The sequence below is a fragment of the Alteribacillus sp. YIM 98480 genome (assembly GCF_009765375.1).
In the GTDB taxonomy this organism is placed as follows: domain Bacteria; phylum Bacillota; class Bacilli; order Bacillales; family Marinococcaceae; genus Alteribacillus.
Window position 1 is genome coordinate 337,405 of record NZ_VTOK01000001.1, and the last position, 24,153, is coordinate 361,557.

Consider the following 24,153-nt stretch of genomic DNA (forward strand, 5'->3'; position numbering starts at 1 on the left):
CCTCAAACTGATTTTAGAGTGCCAGCACTGAAGCAGCCTCTGCATTAAAAGCTACTAGAGGAATGTTGATTGACAGTATATTTAATGTAAAAATTTATCTAAACATGGAATATGGTCCAAAAGTTGTAATAACTACATTGAAATAAACAAATAATTTCAATTATGTAACCTATAAATAGGTGAAAATAAATAGGTTGTTTCTATTAAAAGATATAATAAATTTTGACAACCTTTCTATTGGAGGAATATATGTAAAAATTTCATTAATAAAAAATGTAGAAAAACTCGGCTTGCCGCCGAACCTTATAGAGGAATCTATAGTTTTATTTATAATTTTTAAATAAAATTAAACTTCTTAAAGGATAAAAAAAGACTCATCCTTTTTTACAAGGACAAGTCTTTGCTGTTTATTAAAATTTGCTTTTCGTACCGCTGCTGTATGCATGGGGATACATATGGGTATTTTGAGTCTGATGGGAGGAAAACGTATTATATACCGTATTTTGTTTTTCTTCATCGGCTTCGACCAAAACGAGAATGTGGTTGTTTTTTAAATAATCCTCATAGTCTTTCGCGTGTTCTTCTGGAATGCCGGCCCCAACAAATGCTCCGACAAGACCGCCGCCACCAGCGCCAACGCCGGCGCCGGTTAATGCAGAAGCAATTGGTCCAGCACCTGCTATAGGTCCGATCCCAGGTATAGCTAATAAGCTTAAACCAATAACTGCGCCTAGTACGCCGCCGCTTCCTGCACCTAACCCGGCACCTTTACCAACACTTTTGCTTTTTCCACTTTTGGTACTGTCATCTACTGACGTTGTACCTGTTTTGTTTTCTAGTGCGTCAAGGTCATTTTGATTTTTAGAGAAGACCGAAATGTCTTCTGTCCTATAACCTTCCGATTTTAATGCCTCAATGGCGTTAACAGCATCTACTTGATCTTTAAAAACACCGCCGACAATTTTTTTGTGCATCGATGATACCTCCTTCTTTTCATGTAGGTATTCATTCATGCTGATTCCCGGATCAGTGCCTCATTAAAACCTAATTTATTGGGTATCCATACGAAGTTTATTATTTGCCGGAAGGACATGCGTTGCCAGAAAGGAATGAAAATAATATTCTCCAAACGCTAAAACTGCTGCAGAAATTAAAGCTGCTAACGTTGAAGGTGTACCTGGCTCAAAGACAGCCATGCCGACAAACCAAATAATAAGAAAAGCAAGTACAAAGTCAGCTATAACGGCAGGCATATTTTTAATTTTTGGCATTATAAACAGATCTCCTGGATAAGAAACGGCACCAATAATGACTGTTAAAAGAAGAACTTTCCAAAATGCAACCCCAAAGCCGATGGTAAGAATAAGAAAAAGGCCAACCAGTGTCATTATTCCTTTAAAAGCTAATGCTTTCGCGTGTTCCAAATGATTCCCTCCTCTCTTTTGATAGAACTATTATCTTCTTTATTTTTTCAAAAAATATTCTTTTCATTCCTATTGCCAAAGAAAAGGCGTAGTTAAACAACCTAGCAAAAAAAACGGACAATCGGGAAGAATGACCCATTTGTCCGTTACTTTGCTTATATTAATTTTTTTGTCTTTTGATAATGTTTAATTTGTTAAAAAGTACAAGCTAAACTAGGACTTTCCCCATTTGGATTTAGCGGTAAGCTGAGTTTTTCTGGTGTTGATTCTTTTAGGATTCAGTCCGTGTCCTAAAGATCCGTAAGATTTACTGGTATGAGGATCAACGAGCTGATTTTGGTCAAAATAAACACGCGGTGTTTGCCAAAGGGCTTTTAAGGCCTCACTCATAGGCATTTCATGATAACGCTCGGGCCACATTTTTTTGATTTGTTCTTTTACAAGCGGGTAATATTTTGAGCTCATGCCTGGAAACAAATGATGTTCCGTGTGGTACGAAAAATTAAAATGGAGTACATCAACCCATTTTGGAACCGTGACTGTTAAGCTGTTGGCTAAAGGATCGTTGACTGGAACTAAAGGATTCAGCCGGTGATTTGTCGAAATATATGCCATAACAATAAAGTTGGCAATTAATAATGGAATGAAAAAGGCAAAGATCCACTTTTCAAAACCCATAATAAACAATAGTCCAATCCAGCTTGCCCATGGGACCACGGTTTGCAGAAGCACTTCTGGCTGTTTTTTCGGTTTAAACTCTTTAATGTATATCACTAACATTTTCAGCGAATGTGCAGTAAACTGAATGCTTAAAGAAGCAAAAGCAAAAAAAGCACGAACAAACAGCGGGAGGCGGTACACGGAACGAAATACTTTCATTTTTGAAATTTTCTCGAGTGTAGGCCATGCATCCGGATCATGTTCATCGTGCTGTGTGTGAACATGGTGGGTTAAATTGTGCCATTTTCGCCAGATTTTTGGACTGACACTTAAAGGCCAAAAAGCTATAGCTCCTAAAATATCACGGAGCAGTGCTTTTCGAATTACCGTTCCATGCAGGATTTCGTGTCCCAAAAATCCTAATGCTGCGAAACTTGCCCCAATAATAAAGGAAAAAATAATATTAACGAGCGGATGGATGTTGAAAAGTCCGATCATTAAAAAACAAATAACAACAACAATCAAATATGCTAAACCGCCAAACAGGCGGGCAGGCACAGGTTTAAATGCTTCTTTCGGTAAATGCTTCTTTACATGTTTTGCATATACCGCAAATTTCTCGAGTTCACTCACGAGGATGCTCCCTTCATGACGTTTTAAAGGATTGAAATTCATTTCCATAAAAACGTTTTCGTCTCATTAAGCGTACACCGGCTCGCTATACACGTCAATGGATATTACTACCTGGTATTAAAACTTACTTCTAAAAAGCTTATAAATCAATGTATTGAAAGCTTGTGAAAAAGGGAAGAAATATAGAAACGAAAAGGAAGGAGTCGAATATATGACGAAACCCTTCATTCAAAATCATCATTTAAATGTTATTAAAAACAAAGGCCGCCATGTTCAGTACTGTTTTCATGATATAGAGGATGCAAGCGTTCTTCAGGCTGTCAAAGGACAAGCAGCTGATCAAGTAAAACAAGCGTTTTCTGAATTGAAAGGTGAAGAAGCGGAAGTAATTGATCCGCTTTCTGACGTAAAAACAAGCATTGAAGTTGAAGCATTTATCGGATCTATTTATCCATATGTAAAGCCATTCCCCGCAGTTGATCATACCCAGATTAAAGAGCTGTTTCCAAACAATAAAAAAATGCAGCTTCCTAATTTAGAGAACACTGATTTTTCCTATCTTACCTATCTTGGCTGGAATGACACTGGCCAGCGTAAAAAATACATGGTATATGAATTTGACGGGAAATTAGTTGGTATTGAAGGACGGTATACTCCGCCAACACAAAGGAACTACTGCTATTTCTGCAATGAATTAACTCCTGTTCACCTTGTAAGTATACGAACAGATGAAACTTCAACCGATAACCCCGATTACTACCGGTCTATCGGTCAGTATATATGTAAGGACAGTGATGAGTGCAATAAAAATATAACCGACGTAACTGCGCTGGAGTCTTTTATCCAAAAAGTAATATAAAAAAACATGGAGAAGCGGACAAACGAAATACTTTCTTTGTCCGCGTTTTCTATTCCTTGAACTTTTTCCTTAGGGAAAAAGGGTGTTAACTTTTCTGTCAAAAAACATTTTTTTCTTCCTGCTTTTTGCAACAATGAAATGAAAGAGAGGAAATTTTATTTTGCTAGGGAGTGGGAGAGTTATGACAGAGAAAAAAGTTCAAGGTCAAATTTCGGCATTGGTTCTGTCTACATTAGCAATGATCGTTTCATTTGCTGTATGGTCTGTCATTGCACCAATAGCTACAGATTTACAAAACATATATGAATTAAGTGAAATAGAAAAAAGTCTTCTTGTTGTCACTCCTGTTGTACTGGGGTCGATTATGCGGGTTCCGATGGGGATTTTAACCGATCGCTTTGGAGGCAGAAAAGTATACACCGTTACCATGTTAACTTTGGTGCTTCCTATGACAGCGGCAGGATTCGTACATTCATATTCGCTTCTCTTATTTTTGACATTCTTAATCGGAATGGCAGGCACTACTTTTGCGATTGCCGTTACTTATGTGACGAGATGGTTCCCGCCAGAAAAGCAAGGGCTCGCTCTTGGTATTACGGGGATGGGAAACCTCGGGACGGCGGTAGCAAGTTTTACTGTACCTTCTATTTATACGTATTTAGGTCTAAGCTGGGTATTCTGGATTTTAGCCGTTGCGATAGGGGCTATGGCACTCATCTTTTGGATGGGTACAAAAGAATTACCAAAACCAAAAGAAGTAAAAACGTTGAAAGATTCTTTATCTGTCGTTAAACATAAACAAACATGGGTGTTATCGCTGTTTTATTTTCTAACGTTCGGTGGATTTATCGCTTTTAGCTTGTACTTGCCGGCTATTTTACAAGAAACATATCAATTTTCAGCAGTTCACGCAGGGTTGATCGTTGCCGGATTTGTCGTTGTTGCCACATGTATCCGGCCATTAGGCGGATACCTTGGAGATAAATTTAAACCACTAAGAGTGTTAAGATGGCTCTTCATCGGAATTGTCATTTGTGCGTGTGCTATGACAATTACCGGGGGAACATTCACTTTTTTCGGGATAAGCTGTGCAGTCATGGCTGCTTTACTTGGAGCTGGAAACGGAGCTGTATTTAAGCTTGTTCCAGAAGTGTCTCCTAATAATACAGGTGCGGTAACAGGAATTGTCAGTGCCATCGGCGGGGTAGGCGGATTCTTTCCTCCGGTTGCACTAGGAGTAATAAAAGGATTTACCGGAGGATATGGTTTAGGATTTCTATTACTCGCTGTTTTCACGGCCGGTTGTTTAGTAGTGATCAGTAATTTATATAGAAATAATTTAAAAGAAAGGAACGTACTGTACCAATAAAATCTATAAGATGTGTTATACTTTTGGAAAAATAAGGGAAGTACCACGGTCCAATCATTTTTCATAAGATGGTTGGGCCATTTTAACTTTTTAGTAGAGAACTTAGAATAGGGGAGAAATCTGCGAAAAGGACACTTCACAAGCAGCTGAAGTATTCATTGAAGTGCAGTATCCTATTCTTCGTAATTGAAATCAGCTCTATCCTTTCATCCGTATTTCTTTTAAATAATTTATAATGTCTTTTATTATTTTTATTCCACGTTCCATTTGAGCGTAGTTCGGGTAGGCGAAGGAAAAACGAACGGACGTGTTTTTTTCATCGTGATATATAGATCCAGGGTTAAGAAGCACACCTTGTTTAAAAGCGGCAGCAAACAACTTTTTTGATGCAATGGAGTAGAAGTGAACATAAATGAAGAACCCGCCAGCTGGAATTTCCCAATATGCTTCTTCTTTAAAGTTTTGATGTAATAGGTCTAATAAATAGTTTCTTTTTTGAAGCAGTTTGTGACGGATTTTATGCATGTGCTCTTCGTACAAGCCGGATGTCAGCAGATGTTCGGCTACAAGCTGGGAGACAAAGCTTGTGCCGTAATCCATTTGCATCCGAATATCTGCAAGTCGTTTTACGACATCCTCTGGTCCGGTCATCCAGCCTATTCTAAGGCCCGGGTCCACTGTTTTAGAAAAACTGCCGATATGCAGCACGCGTCCCTGTGTATCTAACGCTTTAAGAGCAGGCGGTGGAGGTGTTTCGAGCCAAAGATCATGATATATATCATCTTCAATAACAGGCTGTTGAAATTCATTACAGGTGCAGAGTAAAGCTTTTCTTCTATCTAATGGCATGGTGGTCCCGGTTGGATTATGAAAAGTTGGGTTTGTATATAGTATAGATTTATTTTTTCTCCAATGCTGCTTTTCTAAAAGTTTTGTTTGAAGTCCGGCCTTGTCCATTGCAATCCCCTGCAGATGCATGCCGGCTGATCGAAACAGGGGAAGTGAATATAAATAAGATGGCTGTTCTAAAAACACGGTAGAGTCAGGCTGGAGAACTCCTAAAGAAATCAGCTGCAGTGCTTGTAGTGATCCTGAAACAATTAATATGGAGTCCGGACTGGCTGAAATCCCGCGACTACTAAGATGGTCGCTAACCGCTTTTCGTAACGAATATTTTCCCCTGCCATCGCCGTATCCGAAATAGCCTATTTCGTTACCAGCTTTTTTAAAAACCTTACCAAGTGCCTTTGCTGGATGAAGTTCCGGCCCCATCTCTCCTTTACTAATCGGCAAAAAGGAATGATTCGTTTCTGCTTGGTTTATTTTTTGAACCAAAGGATCATTGGATGGTTGTACTGACCATCGAACCTGTTCATTCCAAGCAGGAGTACTTGCAGCCATCGACTGCCATGCATTTAAAACGACTGTTGTGGAGCTTCCCATTTTCCCTTCCACTATTCCTTGTGCTTTTAATTCATCTAATGCCGCAATAACGGTACTACGGTTTACTTTAAATGCCGCAGCCAGTGATCGCTGAGAAGGGATCCGGCTTCCCGGAGGCCATTCTCCATTTTGGATTTTCTCTTTTATAGATTCTTGAATGATAAAATGTTTCGGTTTTTGTGTTCTATGACCCATAGTATACTCCTTTGATTGGTTGGTTCTAATAAATGAAAAGTGGTTGGAGCTATTCGCGGCTGCTTTATTTATCATAAATTATATCAATATTTATGGTGAAAGGAAGAATGAAGTTGCGTTACAATGTTTTGTTTGCTTATAGCTTAGCTGTCATTCTATGGGCGTCTGCCTTTCCGGGTATTCGAGTTGGCTTAGAATCATACGGCCCTTTTCATCTCGCTTTATTACGTATGCTCATTGGTTCTTTAGGATTGTTGATTTTTGCGGTAGTCGTCAATATGAGATGGCCTGATAAAAGAGATATTCCCGCAATTTTACTATTCGGTTTTTTTGGTTTTACGATGTACCATACTTTATTAAATGTTGGAGAACGAACCGTTGATGCAGGAGCGGCCAGTTTGATTGTATCGACAACTCCGATATTGTCTGCCTTATTAGCTTCATTCTTTTTAAAAGAAAGGTTTCATCATACAGGGTGGATTGGTTCAATTACTGCTTTCCTTGGGGTTAGTCTTATATCATTCGGCACAGGTGGAAAAATCCATTTTGAGATTGGTGTACTCTTCATATTAATAGGAGCTTTAGGAGAAAGTATCTATTTTGTTTTTCAAGTACCGTATTTACGAAAATATGGATTCTTGCCGTTTACCACCTATACGATTTTATCTGGTACGCTGTTTATGCTGTTGTTTTCTCCAGGGTTATGGACGGCTGTCCAACAATCATCGCTTGAAAGCACGCTTACTGTTATCTATTTAGGGTTGCTTCCTACAGTGATTCCTTATTTTGCGATTGCGTATGCCACATCGAAACACGGGGCATCTGAAGCTACAAGTTCACTATACTTAACCCCAGTTTTAGCCATCTTCATCTCATGGCTATGGCTTGGGGAGGTTCCAGCTATTTTGTCTGTTATTGGCGGTGCATTTGCATTAATAGGAGTGTCTATGACGACATGGACAGCTTTCAAACACTCGCCTTTACAACGTAAGAGAATAAAGGAGAACTATTAAGACGAGAAGAAGGGTCCTGGAGTCTTATCGTCATACTATATAAACAGGATTCGTTTGTAAAAGGAATGATAAACCAATAAGGAAGGTGTTTGAAAATGAAAGCAGCATTTATTCTATTTGATCAATTAACGTCTCTAGATTTCATTGGATTTTATGATGGATTGACCAGACTAAAAACGATGAATTATAAAAGCGACTTAAGTTGGGACCTTTGTGGATTAAATGAGGAAATAACAGATGATCGAGGTATAACCTTCAAAATAAATAAGCTGCAACCGGATCTTTCCGAGTATGATCTAATTTTTATCCCTGGAGGCATGGGAACGAGAAGGCTGAGAAATGATGCGGAATTTATTGAATGGCTAAAAACAGCAGAAAACGTTCCATATAAATTGTCAGTTTGCACGGGGGCTTTGCTTCTGGGCGCTGCGGGCTTCTTAAAAGAAAAAGCAGCAACTACACATCCTAACGCGTATGAACTTTTAAAATCATATACAAACCAAGTGAAAGAGGAACGAATAGTAAAAGACGGTAACATTATTACTGGGGGTGGTGTTGCTGCTTCTGTTGATCTCGGTCTTTATGCATGCGAATGCTTCTCCGGGAGCGAGGCAGCACAGAAAATAAAAAAACAAATGGACTATCCTTACTACGAATAATACTAACTTTCGATTTATTCCTACAGCAAAGCATTTCTTAAACATAAAAAATCAAAGTAAACTTATTAAAGTCAGGTTGTATTCTTACCTGACTTTTTTCTCTGTTGGGAAATATAACAACTTGCAAATCGGAGAACTTTCTCGCATTTCGAAGCGTGGCTGCCCCAAGTTTCTTCCTTATCAAGCTTTTATTGATTCATTAGTCAACATACCAGGCCCGGCATTATTAGGGTTATCTCTTGGTATTATGATCATAAGCGATCTTACAGGTTCTGCTTCCGGGGGTCTTGATTCTTTGCCGTATAACGGTTATGTAGTGACAACCGTACGCGCAATATGCAGTGAAACACATAGGCGTTCGTATAAACCTATCTTTCTAGTAAGTGTTATCCTTCCAATGATTGCTATGATATTGGCTGTTGTTCTTTACTCTGTATTTTAATTTTAAATAAGAAAGAGGGCAGGCTGTAAGAAGTGTTGATTTAAGGAAAGTGTGGGTTAGGGCGTTCTTCCTATTGGATAAATCTAAGACGTATGTAACAATTTATATAACTATTGTTTAAATTCCCTGTAAACAAGGGAAAAAGAAAAAAGGATATAAAGGGGAATTCTATCTTATGGGGAAATGAAAACGTGCTGCGAAAAACAAGTGAAGGGGGAGTCATTCACTAAGAATTTGGAAAGAAGGAGCGCATGTAAATGTCATCATCACTTCGAGAAGAACTCCACTCACTCATCGACAGCCTTCCCGAAGAAAGCCTGTTAGAAATCTATATCAGCTTATGGCAGTACAAAGAAGAAGAAGAAAAAGAATTGAACGAAGAAGCAAAAAAAGAAGTACAAGAGTCGAGATATGAGAGAAAAATACGTGCGGACAAAGGGGTGTGATCTCTTTGTCCTTTTTTATTTTTTAAGAGGGAAAAAAGGTTCATGAAATGGTAATTACACAGAGAGGTTTGGAAAGAAATATCTTAAAAAAAAACAGCTCCCGCCGGCAAATTTCTTTGTTATTTACCTAACTTATAACTAAAAAGGAGCCTTGCTTTTTTACTCCTGTCTATACTAAAAATTTACGTTTTGTGCATAAAAGACTCCACAGCTGCTGGAGTCTTTTTTTGAAAGGTAAGAAATTATAATGTTTAACTTAGTTAAAGGTTCAAAGTATAAGCTAATCTAGGGCTTCCGCCATAAGGAGTTGGCGGTATGTCTCTAATTTTACTAACGAAAAATATTCCTACAAATGATAAAGAGGCAACTAGAAGATTTGAGAGAAACACTTAACTTTTTGACCGTTATAACGGATCTGCAGTAGGTTATTTTTAATTTGTATTTAAAATCGAAAAATAGGTAAAAACGTTAAGATAATATCCCTTACCATATGAAACTATTAACATAATGTACTAAAGAAGGAGGTGATACTCTATGTCAAGTAAATATATTTTCATCTGCAAAAAGCACAAGAAGTTTAATAAAAAGAACAATGATATGAAAAAGAATAGGAAAAAGAAGAGGAAGAAAAATCATAAAAAGCCATGTTTTGTTAATTGCTGCAAAAAGCATAGGAAGTTTAATAAAAAGAAGAAAAAAAATAATAATATGAAGCATTTTAAGAAAAATAATTTCAAGAAAAGGAAGAAAAATAATAAAAAGAAAGTAGTTTGTTATATTTAGGAAAACCTTCTAACTGACAAGAGTGGCCACTCTTCAGTTCAATTGGTAAGTTTTTTGATGCCATCATAATTTAAATAAATGTTGAACAAGGGAATACTCTTCTATCTCCGTTTGATTGATAAGGGGGGTATTCCTTTAATATGTTTAAAACTTCGCTAAAACAGTTATTTTTATTCATGTAATCGATAACACGAAGATAGAGTAACACAGTCAGATCTATTACAGGCACCCATCAATTTCAATTAGAATATCCACATAAACTGATTGCCTAAAATCCATTTATTTAGAAAGACGAGGACCACTTGGGTAATCGTAGTAGGATAGAGCAGCAGTAATAGTGGAGATGCAAAATCTTATATGGTGTATAAACCAAAGTTAGTAATGATAAGACTCACTAATGCTAATATACCCAGGTGAAATAGGATACTTAAGAGTACGTGCTCGAAAATATTCAGAAACTGAAGCTGTGCAGGTTACTGTAGCTAATCCTGTTAACAGACAATAATCACTAAAATAATGGTTCCTGTTGATCCTAATAAAATAGTCGCTATATTTGTCATGTTTCTCCGATGTTTTCAGAAGTTAAAACCATAATCGATTTGTTTTTCAGTTTTTCTTCTAGTGAATAGCTGTGAATTACTTGCTATTTATTAATTAAATCCAAATAGTTTTTATATCAAGTTAAACATTTTCTGTTGTACTAAATACGAATAGGGCTGCCTAATGCCCTGGTTCTTAATTTTAGATACATAGCAAAAGGTATGAAAAAGTCCCTTTAATTTTTTTGGGAGCCTGGTATTACTAGTTAAAACAATTTGACTTATAATAGACAAGTGTTTATTATATAAACAAAAGTTAAATAACTATGTGTCGAGGCGATCCCTTATGAATAAAAAAGAACAATTAATATTAGAATGGATAAGAAAAAATCCATATATTTCTCAAAATGAACTAGCAGGTGCACTTCAACTGTCAAGGTCGGCCGTGGCAGGATACATCTCCTCCTTAATAAAGCAGGGAAAGATTATTGGAAGGGCTTATGTCCTGCCCGAAAGTGGTCGTATTACTTGTATTGGAGGGGCAAACGTTGATCGCAAGTCAATATTAAAGGGTTCTATACAATTTGGTACGTCGAATCCGGTGACTGTTTCTCAGACATGCGGCGGTGTCGCAAGGAATATCGCTGAAAACCTTGGGCGCCTTGATATTACTACTTCACTATTAACAGTTGTCGGTAACGATCAAGAAGGTGAATGGCTGCTTGAGACAACCAATCCGTATGTAAATATAAGTCAAACGATGAGAATACCACAAATGAATACCGGTACGTACACTGCGGTGCTGAACGACAAAGGAGAGATGCTCATCGCCCTATCGGATATGGAAATATGTGATGCAGTGGGTCACGAATTTATTAATAAAAGGTGGAACCATATAGCATCCTCATCCATTGTTTTACTTGATACAAATTTCCCTGATGAAGTACTGAAAACAGTGATTGAACAATGTCATCAGGAGAAAATCCCGCTTTGCATCGCTCCAGTTTCTTCACCTAAGATAAAAAAACTACCTGAAGATCTAAAAGGGGTCACCTGGTTTGTAGTCAATGTTGATGAGGCGATGGCGCTGACAGGGGCAGCATCAGATGATTTACAGGGAGCCAGTGACCGAATGATAGACTGTGGTGTCAAAAACGTAATTATTACCCGTGGGAAGAAAGGGATTTTTTATAAAACCGAACGAGGGGACCAAGGAATAATTTCAGCACCGAAAACGAATGTAGTCGATGTAACCGGAGCAGGCGATTCGTTTATTTCAGGATTTTTATTCGGTATGAACAAAGGTACGTCATTTAAAAAGGCGTGTAAGTTAGGTATGGCGTGCTCAATGATTACTTTGCAAACAAAAGAAACAGTTAACACAAAGCTTCATATGGATTTGTTGGATGAAACATATAATCGTATTTTTACCGAGGAGGAAACGGAAAAATGAATGTCAAAGATGATGTACTTGTATTCTCAAAAGAATTAAAGGACGCTATGCAAAATAATAAGCCTGTCGTAGCGCTTGAATCGACAATTATTTCACATGGTATGCCCTACCCGCAAAATGTTGAGACGGCATTAGAAGTAGAAGATCTTATTCGTGACAATGGTGCCATCCCTGCAACAATTGCAATAATAGATGGCAAAATAAAAATAGGGTTGACGAAGGATGAAGTTGAATTTTTAGGTCAAAGTAATGAAGTAGAAAAGGTGAGCCGAAGAGATTTACCGTATGTCATTGCAGTAAAAAAACATGGGGCAACAACGGTTGCAGGAACAATGATTTGTGCAAGCATGGCCGATATTAAAGTTTTCGCAACAGGAGGGATTGGCGGCGTTCATCGTGGTGCACAGATAACGATGGATATTTCTGCTGACCTAGAGGAGCTTGCGAAAACTGATGTAGCTGTAGTCTGTGCTGGTGTTAAGTCCATTTTAGATTTAGGCCTTACACTTGAATATCTTGAAACAAATGGTGTACCAGTAATTGGTCATAACACGGATATATTACCAGCTTTCTATACAAGAACGAGTCCTTTCAAGGTGGATTACCGTCTGGATTCACCGGAAGAAATCGCTAATGTTATTGATACGAAACAGGAAATCGGTTTAAGTGGCGGTATGGTAGTTGCCAATCCAATTCCGGAAAAAGATGCTCTGGATGAAACGTATATCAGCTCCATTATTGATCATGCAGTGAAGGAAGCTGAAGAAAAGAATATTTTAGGAAAAGAGGCCACACCGTTTATTTTAGACAAAGTCAAAACACTTACTGAAGGAAAAAGTCTTAAAGCTAACATCGGACTTGTAAAGCACAATGCAGTTGTTGGCGCTAAAATTGCTGCTAATTGCAAGCACGGCTTTTGAATTAACAAGAGAAGATGATATTCGAAAAAAGAGAAACTAAATTGGATGCTCAATGTATTTTTATCTAATAAATAATTGTAGAAATCATAGGCTACAGTGCTGGGCCTCGCAAAGACGAAGCTTTCGTTCAACGCGCCTGCATCTGTTAAATATAATCTTCATCAGCTGGAGTTATTCCACACGGGGAGAGAAAGCAAGTTTAAGAACCAACTCATTGATTAGGCATTTGAAACCTTTGGCATTGAGCGATCTTTGAGTGAGAAATGAACGCCATATGACAATACCGTCGCTGAAGATACCTTTAAGACCATTAAAATAGAATTTATCCACAACCGCAACTTCCCTAACCAGTATGGACTTTCCCTTAAACTTTTGATTACGTTCATTGGTTTAACAACATTCGCATTCATGAATCACTAGATTACTTAACGCCGGCTGAATACAAGCCTATGCACCTTTAAATATTTGTCCAGTTTAGTATTGACATACCATACTTGTAGAAAAAAAGAGAAGGCACTCTATCATAAATGTATGCTTTGCCGAGCAAATACATTTAGAAGAGAGACCTTCTCATGCAGTCTATTATTTATCTTCTTTTTTATGTAAATTAACCGTAAAGTTAGAAACTTTTATACCGGAAGGAGGAGATAAATGTGTGGAATAGAAATAGCATACATGACCTGGTGGAGGACTATCAACTGGTCCAAAACCTTATATGAGTAATATTTCACCTTGACTTGTTTTTGTTAAAGAACTTGAAAAACGTGGGTTAAATCAATATGCTGAAATAATAAGAAACATCATTTGAATTAACGAGATGAACGTAGATATCATAGCCGATGATTGCGTTGTTGATCATCAATAAAAAGTAATTGAAAAATAACATGGTGTTAATTTTATTTTCATTCTGCCAAATATCGATAAAATGTAGCTCCTCCAATCCCGGTGGCATCCAATATCTCCTGAATACTGTACTCTTTACTATGATACATCTTAAAGTCCAAATCCAGTTTGGATTGATCTTCTGTCTTTTCTTCTTCGAGCTCTTGCTGCGTCTAGCCCTGACTTTGTACGTTCTGAAACGATACTGCGTACCATTTTCTTCAGTTACCCTTCTATATTTCATAATTTTCATCTATTTCTTCTTCTGATAGTTTTTGAAGCTCCTACTGAATTGGCAGAAAAATGAACCTACTCCGATAACCCTGTTAAAATTTCTTAAAACTTTATCATCCTCTCCATTTATTAACAATCTTTTTCATTGTAACAACCACTAAATATATAGCTACAATTAGTATTTTAGTCTCTGTTATACTAAGACTTTCCAGAGTATTTCCTTATTGAGTAAATTTCATAAATCTCAGCCCTTGTTGTTCAAGGGTTCCAAGGCATAAAAAAGGAAGTACCTTCCCAAATCCAGTATAATGGTAGTCGACGAAAACATCCCAAAAAGACTGGAGGAGTACTTCCTATGACCATTATACGACAAATGAGTTTATTTAGCATGCAAGAATTATATGAGATGGAACCTTCCCAACGTTATGATGCGATTATTTCAGCTATCGATCTGCCTTCGATTGTCCACGAGGTGACGAAAACATCCCACCTTGGGGGGACCAGAAGCATTGAATTATCCAGCGATGGTCATCTCTATTTTGATCCGTCTTGTCGAAAGAATTCCGACGATAAAACACTTAAACAAGCGTCTAAACGAAGACTTAGCCTTTAAAAGAAACTGCGGTTTTCTTGTTTCCGATCCAGTTCCATCTGAAGCATCCTATTCTCGACTGCTAACGAAGCTAGAGAAATCCACCGTTTTAGTTAAAGCTCAAGAAAAAGTAGTTCTCCAAGCGATCGCTGAAGGATTTATTACCGATGATACGGTGGAGCCTTATACCACGCATTTTGAAGCGCGCCATCAGGCTCCACCCACGGAAGAGAAGTCAAAAGAGGAACCGAAAAAGCGTGGACGTAAATCAAAGAACATGAACAATGGCTCATCGAACAAGCGGAAAAAGAAGCGAATCTCCCGTTATTCGAAAAGAAAATCGAAGCACAGTTAGATGTCCCTTTGGCTCCATTACGTCAGGAGGTTCCCCAAAACCCAACATGGGGTGTGAAAAAAACAGCGAAGGAAAAAACGTGTTCTGGTATGGCTACAACGGCCATTTAGCCGTTGGAACGTCAAGCCAATACATTCTTCAATCGATTTTCTCATCAGGAAACTTAAACGATGGCAAAACCGCGATTCCTTTATTAAAAGGAATCCATGAACGACTATCTTTAGCCTCTCTTCGTTATCAAACGATGGATGCCGGTTATGATTTTGAACCGATTTATGAACAGGTCCATCGTATGGGGCAGCAGTCCGTCATTGCCTACAATAAGCGAAATGAAGGAGAAATCGTTGGCTTTGACGAGCATTTCGCACCAACCTGTGTCAGAGAACATTCTTATCGGTATGATAGTTTTGATTCCAAGCACGAAACATTAAAATATACACGACCAAAAGAGTGTCAAGACTGCCCTTTAGCCAATGATGGACTCTGTCAAAAGGTATATAAAGTCAAAACGACGACCGATCTTCGCAAGTACACAGCACCCACCCGCGAGAGGTTCAAATGCTTGGAAAGCCATTTTTAAACGTCGCACCGCAGTTGAACGAGTAAATGCTTATTTAAAAGAGTTTTTTTCAACTAAATAATGTTCGACATTGTTCAGGGAAACGAGCCAACATTCACTTTGATCTCGTCGCCTTCGTTTACAATGCTTCTAAACTCATCGTATTCGTGCTAGCCACAAGCAACAACAAGCTCATAAGTTTTTAGAAAAATGGATGTAAAAATTCTGTCCGTCTCTGAATTTTTAAATCAAGCAATTATGAAATTGATTCTATTAACAATTTTTAAAAAATATTTAAAATAGTAAATTTAATCGAAATGTTTTTATTAAGTTTTATTAGAAAGCTATAACGTATAGCTGGTGGCATATTTACGATATAATCTTTTTTAAACCAATAGTAATCTATACGGTTGATTGTACCAATGGTGGCTCATTAGTATGCCGTATATCATTGAATTTTACGCCATGTAATTTCCTTCTTTACAGGGTCTTTTGGAATTTTGCCGGTTTTGTTAAATGAAGGGAATGTACCTTTTTTAATCATGCAGTAATTAGTATTGACAAGTAAAAAAATGTATAGTAGTGTTATATACACTTACATGCAAGTTGAATTTAAAGTGAACTTCTCACTTATAGGAGGTGTTGCATTAAAGCGTATAAACATTGAAGGAGGGTGATTGCTATGAACATTCAAAGGTGAATTACTACTTGAAAGAACCATATTTTTTCATTTTAATTTTCTAAATAATCGAAATTGGTAAAAATATCGCTGGAGTTGCTCAGATTACATTGGTAATTAATATAACATTATGGTTTTATACTGTCTGAAAAACTGTCCAAATCAAACAAGAATTATCCATATCGTCGTTTTATTAGAAAAGTCTGTCTGTGATGGAAGTGTTATGTTGTGTTTTTGCATAGATAATTAATTTTTAATGAATATATGGGAGGGATAAAATGATAAAACAGTCTTCATCTCTACTTTTAAGAGTATGTTTATTAACATTTTTTGCATTTTTACTTACCGGTTGTGGTGGTCAAAATGCATCTGAAACAGCTAGTGATGAAGAAACAACGAATGCATCAGAAGGTGATCAAGAGTCCAATGAAAATTCTTCATACCCAGAAAAACCTATTACTATTTATTCACTATTTGGTTCTGGAGGAGCAGTTGATCAAAGTGTTCGATTGTTAGCAGATGAACTAGAAACAATATTGGATACAGAAGTGAATATAGAAATTTTGGAAGGTGCCGGTGGTTCGGTGGCAATAACGCAGTTAAGTAATGAGGAGCCAGACGGATATACATTATCAGCATTTGCTAATACGCCGTTTCTTGCAACCCAAACCGAAGATCTGGAATATAAAGTAGATGACTTTACTTTTGTTTCATCCTATGTTTACGCTTATCACCCTCTTATGGTGTCCTCGGACAGCCAGTGGGAAAATATTGATGAATTGATTGAATGGGCAAAAGACAATCCAGGAAAGCTTACCTGGTCTGGAGGATCACCTCAGAGTCCGACAACAATTACAACACAAATAATGTTTGATGAAGCTGGAGTTGAAGCAGAGTACGTACCATATGATGGAGGAAACGAGGCTATGACTGCTTTAATGGGTGGACATCTTGATGCTGCTATAGCTGCAGATTACGCAGGTCCACTTGAAGCTGGAGATGTCAGATTATTGGCTGAAGCAAGTGGTGAATCAGACCCTGATATGGATATACCGACGTATGGTGAACTTGGTTATTCAGAAGGCTTTTTACAGCAGTATGGCATAGTAGCACCAGAAGGTTTACCTTCAGAAATTACTCAAACACTGAATGATGCAATTGCAGAGGCAGTTCAGCAAGACGACTATGTTGAAGCTATTGAGAACATGGAATTGGAGCCTCTTCATATAGGATCAGAGGAACTAGGAACTCAAATAAGAAAAGAAGTTGAAACAGTAGGGGAATTCTTGGAAGATGAAGGAAATGAGTGAAAATGAGTAAACAAGTTGAATCATTGTTTTACCTGGCCATAGCTGTTACCTGTCTATTCTTAGTATTTATGGTATTTCCAGAAAATATCCCTCAAGGTACCGGGGATAGGCAAGGTGTGTCGTCCGGTTTTTTTCCTACTATGGCGGTAACTATCATATTTATTACATCAATTTTGGAAGCGATATCATTAACTAGGTCTAAAGATAAAAACGAAGTTAGAGCCATATGGTCGGAAGGAGATGTAAAACGCGCCGCAATAATTTTTGCGGCGTGTATAACCTACGTATTTATTGCTTTAGAAACTGTTGGTTTTTATATAGCCACCCCCGTTTTTTTGATAGGAGTTATATGGTTTTTGGGTGAGAAAAGTTGGTGGAAACTTATAACAGCAGCGGTTGTGGTTATATTAATTGTTCATTTTCTGTTGGCAGTACAGTTGGGAGTAACCCTTCCTCAGGGTTTCTTTTCTGATTAAAAATCTTATTTTAAACCCGGAGGTGAGATAATGTTAGATGCAGTTTTAGAAGCAGCTTCCTTAGTGGCTCAACCAGAAACTATTTTCTTTGTCTTCCTAGGTATTATAGTTGGTCAAATTCTTGGGGTTATTCCGGGACTAACTGCTACGATGGTTATGGCTTTGATCATGCCGATTACATTTGCTATGCCGATTTGGGTAGGGGTGCCAATGCTTCTAGGTATGTTGAAAGGAGCATTGTTTGGGGGATCTCTTGCCGCTATTTTTATAAAAACACCTGGGACGCCTGCAGCGATGGCAACAATTTTGGACGGACATCCGCTTGCTCAGCAAGGCAAAGGTAGAAAGGCAGCCAAATTAGCATTACTCTCCTCTACATTTGGTGATGTATTTGGTACTTTATGTCTTATATTTGCCACTGGTTTTCTAGCCACTATTGCGTTAAAGCTGGGACCCCCTGAACTATTGTTAATAGCACTTAGTGCTTTGATAGTATTAGGAACGGTATCGGGTAAGTCTCCTAGATTGGGATTGATGTCGGCGGGAGCAGGGTTGTTACTTGCATCCATTGGATTAGATCCGGTGACAGGCGTCAGCCGGCTCAATTTTGGTATAACACAGTTACTTTCTGGAATAGAACTTATTCCAATGTTAATTGGTTTATTAACTATTCCAGAAATAATTAGACGAATGGAGCAAAATCAAAATAATACGAGTAAAACTACAGTATCTTTTTCTGAAAAACCCGAGGATAATAAACTTCATTGGTGGGAGATTAAAAAAACAATTCGAACTTTGTTTAGGTCTTCTGCAATTGGGACTGCAATGGGAGCTATACCAGGTTTGGGAGCAAACATAGCAGCCTTCATTGGATATAATCAAGCTGCTACATCTTCCAAACACTCTCAAAATTTTGGGAAGGGGGAAATTGAAGGGGTCGCTGCTACAGAAAGTGCTAATAGTTCTGAGGGAGGAGCTAATATGATCCCCTTATTGGCTCTAGGCATTCCCGGTGATACAGCTGTAGCAGTTGTTGCAAGTGCATTCCTTCTTCACGGAATTACAGTGGGTCCAACAGTTTTTGTGGAAGCACCTGTTGAAATCTATGCAATATTTATAGCACTTTTTATAGCCGGAATATTTAACTTCATCGTTGGTCAAGGACTTATTCCAATTGCCACGAAAGTATTACAAATTAAACAAAGGCTTCTTTTTCCAAGTGTTTTTATAATGGCAGTAGCCGGAACATTTGGAATGCGTGCTAGTCTCTTCGATGTTGGCATTATGATGTTATTTGGATTTATAGGATATGTGATGGTCAAGCTAGATATTCCTTTAATTCCACTTCTTATTGCTTTTTTAATAGGTCCAATGGTAGAAAAAAACTTGCAGCGAACTTCAATTTTGATAGATGCGAATGATTCATTTTTATTTCTATTTCAGAGACCTGCGTTTCTCATTTTATTGGTCGTGTTCATATTAATGAGTTACCTAGTAATCAGATTTCAACGAAAGGTTTCAACGTAATCTGTCTCAATTATCCAGTGACAAGATAAAATAAAAGGAAATGTTAGATTGACAGATGAATGAAAAGAGAGTAGTATTTGTAACAAACCACTTACATGCAAGTTGAATTCAATTAAGTTTCCAAATAATGTGTTACTTAAGGAGCAAAAATAATAATTTTTAAACTTTAAGGAAAGGACAATGAGTACATGAAAATTTGCATTTTGGATGGATATACGCTCAATCCTGGTGATTTGAGCTGGGAAGAGTTATCGAGGTTTGGAAAAATCGATTTATATGATCGCACACCAGAGGACCTTGTTGTTGAAAGGGCCACTGATGCAGACATTATATTAACTAATAAAACACCGCTTCGCAAAACTGCACTTGAGAAATTGCCGAAACTAAAATATATCGGTGTGCTTGCAACAGGATTTGATGTTGTAGATATAGAGGCTGCGAGTGAGCGAAAAATAGTAGTTACTAACATTCCGACTTATGGAACCCTTTCCGTAGCCCAAATGGCATTTGCCTTACTACTAGAACATTGCCATCATGTTCAACGTCACAGTGACTCGGTGAAAAAAGGAGAGTGGAGTGAAAATCCAGACTGGTGCTACTGGAATTATCCTCTTGTAGAATTAGCGGGAAAAACGATGGGAATCGTAGGGCTTGGGCGTATAGGGCTTCAAACAGCTGAGATTGCTTCCGCTTTCGGGATGGCTGTTGTGGCTTACGACTATTATCCGCGAGATATTGATTTGCCAAATTTCAAATGGGTTGAACTACATGAATTGTTGAAAGAAGCGGATGTAATAAGTTTACACTGTCCATTAACTTCTGAAACGGAAGAACTAATAAACGAAAAAAATATATCAATGATGAAATCTTCCGCTTTTATTATAAATAACTCCAGAGGAAAGCTTGTTAATAACGACCATTTAGCAGAAGCACTTAATGCAGGTACAATTGCTGGTGCTGGACTAGATGTATTAGCAGTGGAACCGCCAGATGACACAAATCCATTATTACAAGCAAAAAATTGTATTATAACACCACATATATCTTGGGCTACGAAAGATTCCAGGAGCCGACTGCTAAATATGGCAATTGATAACATTGAAGCTTTTATAAACAACAATCCAAAAAATGTTGTAAATCCATAATTATCTAAAGGATTTAGAGAGATCACCTTACTAAAAGGGGGGATAAACGTGAACAATAATGCATTTACCAACCACCAACTGAATGATACAGAAGCGGGGGAGCTATTTTCTAATAAATTATTAAGTGAAATTCGTGAACGTTTTTACTATATCGATAATGATCCTCATGGTGGTGAAAGACTATTTTTCGATAACGCTGGAGGATCGTTCAGACTTAAAAAAGCATTAGAAGAATTTGCTAGATTGGATGCTATCCCAGATTGTCCAGAACGTCCTCATAACAAAGCGTTATATTTGCAGAAGAAACAAGAAAACGGGATTAACGACGTGAAAACTATTTTTAACGCCAAGGGCGGCAGTGTTGTTACATCACTAACTGCTTCTCAAGCAATGTTTGATATGGTAAGAGCTATTTCAGAAAATATTCCTGGCACAAACATGGTTACTACAATATTGGAACACCCTTCAGCTTATGATCCAATGGTGTATTATTCTGAAAAATTAAATAAAGAACTTAGAGTAGCTGCCAGTAATCCTGTTACTGGAGGAGTGGATGTGGATGAAGTAGTTAAATTAATAGATAAAGACACATGTCTCTTAAGCATCATGTATGCATCAAATATTACAGGAGCTATTATAGATGTTGGTAATGTTATAAAAAAAGCGCGTGAAATTAAACCAGATTTGTATATTGTGATTGATGCAGTTCAGCATGTGCCTCATGATGTAATAGACCTTCAAAAAACGCCAGTCGATGGTATTAATTTTGCTCCTTACAAATTTTTTGGTTGCAGGGGATCTGGCATTGCCTATCTATCAGATAGAGCGGCAAGGCTTCCACATCATAAGTTAATTGCTAAAGAACCTTATGTTTGGCAACTTGGCAGTCCTGCTCCAGCTCAATATGCGGTAGTTTCCGAAATAGTAAATTATGTATGCTGGATCGGCGGCAAATTTAAAAAAAGTGATGATAGACGAGAGTTATTTGAGTGCGGAATGAAGAAAATCCATTTGCAAGAAAGAGCTCTTATGTCCAGGATGCTCGACGGAACCGATGAAATTTCCGGACTTCGAAAGCTAGATGGAGTTAATGTACTTTTAGATTATGAAGATCTCACCAAAAGAGATTTTATCATTTCAATAGGTTTTAATAATATTGGATACACTCAAGCAATGAAGGAATATGAAAAAAGAGGAGTCATCGTTTTTGTTAGACTGCTTTCCAATCCGTATTCCAAAAGAATTCTTGAATCTTGCAATTTAAATGGTGCTATTAGAGTGTCCCCATTACATTGTAATTCAATCGAAGAAATAGATAGATTTTTAGAAATTACAAATGAAATATCTCAATTATCTCCATCCTAAAAGGAAAGAAGAAACGAATAAGTATATTGCAAATAATGAGATATTTTCTAAGATTCAATAAAATAGAAAGGATGAATTAAGTTATATGTTAGTTTCAATGGGTGAAATGTTACGAAAGGCACACAAAGAACATTATGCCGTCGCAAACTTTGATATCTGGAATTCAGAAATGCTGTTTGGGGTGATGAACGCTGTGGAAAAAACAGAATCACCCGTCATTCTGGCATTTGGCAGTGGGTTTACAGCGAATACTGACATCTACTATTACGCAAAAATGATGGTAGAAAGAGCAAAGAAATCAGATATGCCTGTAGCTGTTCATTGGGATCATGGAAAAAATATGGAGGTTATTAGTTATGCGCTTGACTGTGGATTTAATTCTATCATGATTGATGCTTCTGGTGAGGAGTTTGAAGAAAATGTACGAATTACAAAAGAGGTGGTCGATAAGTGTAAGATGCTTGGTGTACCGGTAGAAGCAGAATTGGGGCACATAGGACCTGAAACAAAATACGAAGATTTATTAAGCCAGTATAAATACACAGATCCTGATATGGCAGCAGAATTTGTAGAACGCACTGGGGTTGATATTTTAGCGACAGCAATTGGAAATGCACACGGAGTTTATACATCTGAACCTCAAATTAATTTAGACATCTTAAAAAAAGTCAGTGAAAAAGTGGAAGTTCCATTAGTATTACATGGTGCTTCAGGAATTAGTGATGATATTGTTAAAAAAAGTATTGATATGGGAGTGGCTAAAATAAATATTCATACTGATCTTTGTTTGGCGGCTATGGACGTTATTAACAACAATGATAAACCGTATTTAAAGCTTCAACAGGAAGTTACTGCAGCAATTGAAAAGAGAGCAGAAGAAAAAATAAAATTGTTTGGAAGTAATGGTAAAGGTAGAAACCCTTTTCAACCTGCTAGCGAAAACGCTTCCGTTTAAGATTGCATAATTAAATATTTTAATAGATATAAGTAAAAAATTATAGGGAGGGTATAAAATGCAAGGATTGGTAAGATATGGAACAGAAATTGGACATTTTAGGTTTGAAACGGGGCTGGCCGAGCCCACTATTGGGGAAGACGATATACTTGTTGAAGTGAAGGCTGCGGGGATATGTGGTGCAGATTTAAAACACTACGGCATTGAAAATGATGCTGCTGAAATTCCTGAAAATAGACGTATAGCAGGTCATGAGTTTGCTGGAGTTATAGTTGAAACCGGGAAAAATGTTACTGACTGGAAAGTTGGCGACAGAGTGGTATCTGAGAACACTGGAGATGTTTGTGGAAAATGCCACGCCTGTTCAAAGGGGAACTTCTTAGTTTGCCCAAAGAAAAAGTCATTAGGGTTGACTGTAGGATGGGACGGGGGCTTCACCAAATATGTGAGAATTCCCGGGAAAATATTAGAAGTTTATAAAAATGCTATTTTCCATATACCTGACAATGTTTCCTTTGAAGAAGCGGCAATTTTAGACCCAATGAGCAATGCTTACATGGCATTAGCGCAAAGATCGCAGCTTTTACCAGGAGAAAACGTAGTAATTTTCGGGGCGGGACCTCTAGGTCTATTCTCTGTGCAGATTGCTAAATTGATGGGAGCTGCCAATATTATTCTTGTAGCTTCAAAAAGGAATGAACATGTACGGTTTAAAGTCGGTGAGAAATTGGGCGTCACCCACTTTGTAGTCAATGATGAGGAAAACGTAGTAGAGAGTGTAAAAAACATTACAGGTGAAAATGGGGTTGGAGTTATTGTAGATTGTGCAGGTCCTCCTGAAGTTCTTAAACAATCTTTGGAGATAATAAGAACAAATGGACAAATTGTTAGAGTAGGTATGAGTTTTCAACCTGTAGACTTCTCCATAAATGATCTTTCCATGAACGCTATTACACTTACGGGACATATGGCATATGATACAACTTCTTTGAAAAACTGCTTGACTCTTTTAGAAAAAGGGATGATTGATGCTAAGTCAATGATCACACACCGCCTGCCGATCTCAAAATGGGAGGAAGGATTTGAACTCTTTGCAAACCGTGATGCTATAAAAGTCATTTTGAAATATGATGAGGAAGATGAATCTGGAAGAGCATAGTGTTTAATCAGCAGATGAGTTCTTCCTGGTAAGTTTTCATTAATATGAAATGATTATTGAGGAGTCGGAAAGGAAGG

The 24,153-nt window shown here is 37.6% G+C and carries 21 protein-coding genes and 2 pseudogenes; 18 read left to right on the plus strand and 5 right to left on the minus strand.

Annotated features, from left to right (window positions below; translation table 11 throughout):
• Nucleotides 1–410 precede the first annotated feature (410 nt).
• The 3 genes from FZF09_RS01460 to desB all read right to left on the minus strand — a co-directional run bounded on the left by FZF09_RS01460 (nucleotide 411) and on the right by desB (nucleotide 2,717).
• On the minus strand, nucleotides 411–974 hold the full coding sequence (locus tag FZF09_RS01460) for a general stress protein (RefSeq protein WP_158734781.1): 564 nt from the start codon (nucleotides 972–974) through the stop codon (nucleotides 411–413).
• Between the two features lie 75 nt (nucleotides 975–1,049).
• Nucleotides 1,050–1,424 (minus strand): DUF2512 family protein, encoded by a 375-nt coding sequence (locus FZF09_RS01465; protein ID WP_158734782.1) that lies wholly within the window; start codon nucleotides 1,422–1,424, stop codon nucleotides 1,050–1,052.
• 213 nt (nucleotides 1,425–1,637) lie between these two features.
• On the minus strand, nucleotides 1,638–2,717 hold the full coding sequence (desB, locus tag FZF09_RS01470) for a Delta(10) desaturase DesB (RefSeq protein ID WP_233269364.1): 1,080 nt from the start codon (nucleotides 2,715–2,717) through the stop codon (nucleotides 1,638–1,640).
• 211 nt (nucleotides 2,718–2,928) lie between these two features.
• Here desB and FZF09_RS01475 point away from each other — a divergent pair, with 211 nt between their 5' ends.
• Nucleotides 2,929–3,576 (plus strand): FusB/FusC family EF-G-binding protein, encoded by a 648-nt coding sequence (locus tag FZF09_RS01475; protein ID WP_158734783.1) that lies wholly within the window; start codon nucleotides 2,929–2,931, stop codon nucleotides 3,574–3,576.
• Nucleotides 3,577–3,757: 181 nt separating this feature from the next.
• Entirely contained in the window at nucleotides 3,758–4,945 is a 1,188-nt protein-coding gene (locus FZF09_RS01480; RefSeq protein ID WP_158734784.1) for an MFS transporter, read from the plus strand.
• A 198-nt stretch (nucleotides 4,946–5,143) separates the two neighbouring features.
• On the opposite strand, the gene FZF09_RS01485 is transcribed toward FZF09_RS01480, so the two are convergent.
• A complete protein-coding gene (locus FZF09_RS01485) occupies nucleotides 5,144–6,583 on the minus strand; it encodes an aminotransferase-like domain-containing protein (RefSeq protein WP_158734785.1) in 1,440 nt (479 codons plus the stop codon).
• A gap of 107 nt (nucleotides 6,584–6,690) precedes the next feature.
• On the opposite strand from FZF09_RS01485, the gene FZF09_RS01490 reads away from it, so the two are divergent.
• From FZF09_RS01490 to FZF09_RS01525, 8 genes and pseudogenes are all read left to right on the plus strand, one after another.
• A complete protein-coding gene (locus FZF09_RS01490) occupies nucleotides 6,691–7,596 on the plus strand; it encodes a DMT family transporter (RefSeq protein WP_158734786.1) in 906 nt (301 codons plus the stop codon).
• A 95-nt stretch (nucleotides 7,597–7,691) separates the two neighbouring features.
• Nucleotides 7,692–8,255, plus strand: a complete 564-nt coding sequence (locus tag FZF09_RS01495) for a DJ-1/PfpI family protein (RefSeq protein ID WP_158734787.1) — start codon at nucleotides 7,692–7,694, stop codon at nucleotides 8,253–8,255.
• Between the two features lie 121 nt (nucleotides 8,256–8,376).
• Complete coding sequence (locus FZF09_RS01500; protein WP_199256740.1) at nucleotides 8,377–8,697, plus strand: hypothetical protein; 321 nt, start codon at nucleotides 8,377–8,379, stop codon at nucleotides 8,695–8,697.
• Nucleotides 8,698–8,954: 257 nt separating this feature from the next.
• Complete coding sequence (locus FZF09_RS01505) at nucleotides 8,955–9,143, plus strand: hypothetical protein (protein WP_158734788.1); 189 nt, start codon at nucleotides 8,955–8,957, stop codon at nucleotides 9,141–9,143.
• Nucleotides 9,144–9,677: 534 nt separating this feature from the next.
• Entirely contained in the window at nucleotides 9,678–9,926 is a 249-nt protein-coding gene (locus FZF09_RS01510) for a hypothetical protein (protein WP_158734789.1), read from the plus strand.
• A gap of 885 nt (nucleotides 9,927–10,811) precedes the next feature.
• Nucleotides 10,812–11,918, plus strand: coding sequence for a carbohydrate kinase (locus FZF09_RS01515; RefSeq protein ID WP_158734790.1), 1,107 nt, complete (start codon nucleotides 10,812–10,814; stop codon nucleotides 11,916–11,918).
• On the plus strand, nucleotides 11,915–12,838 hold the full coding sequence (locus FZF09_RS01520; RefSeq protein WP_158734791.1) for a pseudouridine-5'-phosphate glycosidase: 924 nt from the start codon (nucleotides 11,915–11,917) through the stop codon (nucleotides 12,836–12,838). Before FZF09_RS01515 ends, FZF09_RS01520 begins: the two co-directional genes overlap by 4 nt.
• Nucleotides 12,839–12,918: 80 nt before the next feature.
• A pseudogene (locus FZF09_RS01525) lies at nucleotides 12,919–13,299 on the plus strand (IS3 family transposase); the annotation flags it as partial.
• 441 nt (nucleotides 13,300–13,740) lie between these two features.
• Here the strand turns inward: FZF09_RS01525 and FZF09_RS22730 are convergent.
• Nucleotides 13,741–13,830 carry a helix-turn-helix domain-containing protein gene (locus FZF09_RS22730; RefSeq protein ID WP_158734792.1) on the minus strand — a complete coding sequence of 30 codons (90 nt, stop codon included), beginning with the start codon at nucleotides 13,828–13,830 and terminating at the stop codon, nucleotides 13,741–13,743.
• 479 nt (nucleotides 13,831–14,309) lie between these two features.
• On the opposite strand from FZF09_RS22730, the pseudogene FZF09_RS01535 reads away from it, so the two are divergent.
• The 8 genes and pseudogenes from FZF09_RS01535 to FZF09_RS01570 all read left to right on the plus strand — a co-directional run bounded on the left by FZF09_RS01535 (nucleotide 14,310) and on the right by FZF09_RS01570 (nucleotide 24,076).
• Nucleotides 14,310–15,666 (plus strand): annotated as a pseudogene (locus tag FZF09_RS01535) (transposase).
• Between the two features lie 751 nt (nucleotides 15,667–16,417).
• Nucleotides 16,418–17,449, plus strand: a complete 1,032-nt coding sequence (locus tag FZF09_RS01540; protein ID WP_158734793.1) for a tripartite tricarboxylate transporter substrate binding protein — start codon at nucleotides 16,418–16,420, stop codon at nucleotides 17,447–17,449.
• A gap of 2 nt (nucleotides 17,450–17,451) precedes the next feature.
• Nucleotides 17,452–17,925 carry a tripartite tricarboxylate transporter TctB family protein gene (locus FZF09_RS01545; protein WP_158734794.1) on the plus strand — a complete coding sequence of 158 codons (474 nt, stop codon included), beginning with the start codon at nucleotides 17,452–17,454 and terminating at the stop codon, nucleotides 17,923–17,925.
• Nucleotides 17,926–17,955: 30 nt separating this feature from the next.
• On the plus strand, nucleotides 17,956–19,452 hold the full coding sequence (locus FZF09_RS01550; protein WP_158734795.1) for a tripartite tricarboxylate transporter permease: 1,497 nt from the start codon (nucleotides 17,956–17,958) through the stop codon (nucleotides 19,450–19,452).
• A gap of 188 nt (nucleotides 19,453–19,640) precedes the next feature.
• A complete protein-coding gene (locus FZF09_RS01555) occupies nucleotides 19,641–20,597 on the plus strand; it encodes a D-2-hydroxyacid dehydrogenase (RefSeq protein WP_158734796.1) in 957 nt (318 codons plus the stop codon).
• A gap of 48 nt (nucleotides 20,598–20,645) precedes the next feature.
• On the plus strand, nucleotides 20,646–21,962 hold the full coding sequence (locus tag FZF09_RS01560; protein WP_233269365.1) for an aminotransferase class V-fold PLP-dependent enzyme: 1,317 nt from the start codon (nucleotides 20,646–20,648) through the stop codon (nucleotides 21,960–21,962).
• An 85-nt stretch (nucleotides 21,963–22,047) separates the two neighbouring features.
• On the plus strand, nucleotides 22,048–22,917 hold the full coding sequence (locus tag FZF09_RS01565) for a class II fructose-bisphosphate aldolase (protein WP_158734797.1): 870 nt from the start codon (nucleotides 22,048–22,050) through the stop codon (nucleotides 22,915–22,917).
• Between the two features lie 58 nt (nucleotides 22,918–22,975).
• Nucleotides 22,976–24,076 (plus strand): zinc-binding dehydrogenase, encoded by a 1,101-nt coding sequence (locus tag FZF09_RS01570; protein ID WP_158734798.1) that lies wholly within the window; start codon nucleotides 22,976–22,978, stop codon nucleotides 24,074–24,076.
• The last annotated feature ends 77 nt before the right edge of the window (nucleotides 24,077–24,153 follow it).